At 43.1% G+C, this 3,488-nt stretch carries 2 protein-coding genes and 1 pseudogene; all 3 read left to right on the forward strand.

What is annotated here, in order from left to right; genetic code table 11:
• A partial coding sequence (locus KIO97_RS26725; protein ID WP_285384425.1) for a hypothetical protein occupies positions 1–399 on the forward strand: 399 nt, incomplete at its 5' end.
• A gap of 762 nt (positions 400–1,161) precedes the next feature.
• The gene (locus tag KIO97_RS26730; RefSeq protein ID WP_285384426.1) at positions 1,162–2,817 is read left to right on the forward strand and encodes a hypothetical protein; all 1,656 of its coding nucleotides are present in this window, start codon (positions 1,162–1,164) and stop codon (positions 2,815–2,817) included.
• Positions 2,818–2,840: 23 nt separating this feature from the next.
• A pseudogene (locus KIO97_RS26735) lies at positions 2,841–3,488 on the forward strand (hypothetical protein); the annotation flags it as partial.

The raw sequence follows: 3,488 nt of genomic DNA on the forward strand, positions 1-3,488 counted from the left end.
AACACAGGCGCAGATGACAGTAGCCACTCAATGCCAATTACCCCAACGATCACGATCGGAACCATCGGTGATGTATCGGGTAATACAACAGTAACTATCAATGGCACAACTACTCGTTTTGAGGCGGGGGACACAATAGCACTCAAAGCTGTTGATACCGATAGCTTGGAGGTTCTAGGTAGCGCAACAGTGCTAGATGATGGTACATGGACCGTTGATCTTGATTTGTCTACTTTGAAAGACGGAGAAATAACCGTTTATGCAAATGGTACCAATTCACTATCTGCGATCGCTGATGAGGTGAGTACAACATTCAATTACTCTAGTACTACAGTGCTTGTTGTTCCAAACTATTGGGAAAGTTATTCCGCGGAGTTACCCTCCCAGAAAGCAGCCTAAAAGGAAGCGAGCATTAAGCTCGCTTTCTTTTTGCTCGTATTTAAGTGATCTAAGTCAAATGATTCGCATTTTCTCATAATTGAGCCAGATGATTCGACGGTCTTTCTACAAGGTCAAACATCTAGAATGCCTAGAGCAATTTTGCTTTTAGTTGTTATTAAAGTGATTGTGCGGGTCAATACAGGTATGTGGTGGTGAATGTGCCACGTTGAGAATATTGCGCAATATTATATAGTTACACGCAATGCTATACCCCAAGTATAGAGTTCTGCATAAGGTAGGGTACTACCTATCAGTTGTGTAATTGTAATGAAGTGGCACCAGCCTAGCATCACATCAAAGCGATTACGCGTTTTTGTGAGTGTGACACGCACTCACCTTTTTTATTCATACTTCCTCAGTAGCGATAAGCTATTCATTGCTACTGAGGAGTGCATATCCCTTCAAAATCTCAACCTGTGGCAATCAGCGCTTAAACTGAATTTGTTAACTTCTGCTCAAAAGTAAAAAAAACTGTTTTTCTTAAAGCCTTCTTTTTGAATAAGCACAGTAGGCAATATGTCCAAGTTGCTAGTTAAAGTGACTTTATGGACTGTTAATTTGTCGGTTTTGGGGCGTTTTGGGTTTTTCTGCAGGTTTTTCTATGTGATTGAATGTTATGAATTAAATTAGTAGCATTAACGCACCAAATCGTACCAGTAAGCCTTATCAGCTTAAACGTCACCGCAACCATATTTACGATGTTGGTTGTGGAGAATTCAAATGCATTTAGTTTGCAAATTTATACCTAGCTCGAAGCTTTCCTCCAACGAGCTATCCTACGTCCTTACACCTGATGAGTGTATTGGGCAGCTTTCGCGTGTGCGAAATTCAGAAGACATTCTCAGAAACCTGCCTAAAGAGCTTGCTCAGAAGATCTCAATCTCAGCCAAGAAGTCTAGCGCCGGGTTGCTAACGGCTATTCGAAACGAGCTAGGAAATGGCAACTGGGTGGCGTTGTCTTCCTTCTCTCGTCGAACACCGTTAACAGATACCCAATTACAAAGTTTCCCAAGACTAAAAGCACAGCTTGAATCTGTCTCATCGACTGGTGAGAGCAAAGTCTATAAAGCGGGTTATAAGCAGGTAACGGACGATGTTACTTTGGTTCGCAGCTACGCGCATGTGCCTTATGAGCCGAGTCCAGAACACAAAATTGTTGTCGAGTTTGCTGGGCAGTGGTCTAGTAATGCAGCCTGTTTGATGTTGGGAAAAACCGACGCTCAAAAAGAAAAAGTGACTGTAGGCAAGGCTGATACCGAGAACAAACACCGCAGCCTTGCCACGTTTAAAGATCTGGATGCTGAAGGCAAAACGCTTTATATCAAAATCCCTTGTTCTGACCAGCCTCAGCCAATCTTGCTTAAACTCGCCGAAGATTTGCAACCCGTCGATAAAGAAACGCAGATGGATGAGTGGGAGAACGTGTTGGTGCCGGTGAGACCATTGGCTTACTTAGATGGTAGCAACGACAAAGCAAAAGCTTCTGACCTGCGTGGTGGTTTCCTTTATGTGTTTTGGAAAGGAAAGCTTTGGCGAGAGATGGCGATAAACGAGAAAGGTTACTACCAAGATGTTGACGTCGAGTATTACCGCACGCTAGAGCAAGAAGAAAAGAAAAAAGACACACCTCAGGTAATACAAAGAAGCGCAAGCGGTTTTGCTATGGCGCATTTCTGGGCACCTTACAAAATATCGGGTGAAGTCCAACAGGGAGAAAATGGACTCAAGATCATTTTCTCACCAAAGCAAAAGCGCTTTGCTCAAATTGAAGCATTAGAATCGGATGCTGCTTTGCTAGAGAAATCCAGCACGCCATTAGATGAATTAAGCAGTTACAGTGACGCACAGTCATTCAGTGCAAAAGAATTCACCTCCGATGTAGACAGCGCAGCCATCCACAAAGTGACCGAAGACGACATGCCATGGCTGAGTGACCAACAGGCCATCGTTCGCAGCTATGACCAGAGTAATACAGTGATTGCCTATGTGGATGGAAAAAACAGTGGCCTATTATTCCGAGTGGATGTTGGTACGTCTGGCATCACCGCTTTGAATTCACTCTATGTGATCGATCACAATAGCGATTATAAAGACGTCTTTGATTTAGAGTTTTATGAAGGGGAAGACCACGATTGGCAGCAAGCGTTATTAAGCGGGCTGCCATTGGACGGGGTCTTTACTATGTCCCTGGTGCATGACCAAGACCCAGACAGTCGTCACATACTTTTTGATCGGGTCGCTTACAACGATTTATTTGTTGAACCTGAGAGCGCTACTGAAACTCCGCCAAAAGCTCTGCCAAACGACAAGCCTAAAGGTATGACTACAGAAGAGAAACAACGCTTTGAGTCATTAGTGCTGGATTGGTCGTTGTAACAAAATTAGAAAATGGATTAAGAATGAAAAAGAAAATATTACTCGGCTTGGGTTTGACGACTGTTGTTGTCGCAGGCGTTGGTTACATTGCTACTAAACCCTATTTTGATGAAAAAGCAAGAATAGGCTTGTTAGCTGATTGGTTAGATACAAACCGGGGAGATACTAAGAGTTGGCTTTATCGTTATGATTTTAAAATCCCAACGAACTCGAAGGTAGCAAATTGGAATACTGAGAATGTGAAACTCCCTCAGTTGCTGTTTACAGTCGAAAACCCAGAAGACAATTCTAAGGTTAGTTACTGGGCTGTGAATATAGACGGTACTAACCCTCAATTGCTGATCCCTGATGGGGTATTCCCACCGCCTGTTTATCGAAGCACGACTGATTACGCAAAATATATGTCACGTTCGCCAAACGGCCGCTACCTTGTTATCCCTCAGAGAGATAGCACCGTGTTGTATGATCTAAGTAATGGCGAAGTAACAAACATTAGTGAGGAGAATGGTTCAATTCGTCACGACATTATGTGGGATACAGACAGCACACAAGTTGTTGTGAAAAAAAGCGATGAGCTTCTTCTGGTTAAGCTAGATACAAAAGAGGTAGTGAAATTTACCGATGTGAATGGGTCATGGGCAGAGTACTTGACCTGTAGTGGTCAAGTAAAA

This window comes from Vibrio sp. B181a (assembly GCF_030248375.1).
Classification (GTDB): domain Bacteria; phylum Pseudomonadota; class Gammaproteobacteria; order Enterobacterales; family Vibrionaceae; genus Vibrio; species Vibrio campbellii.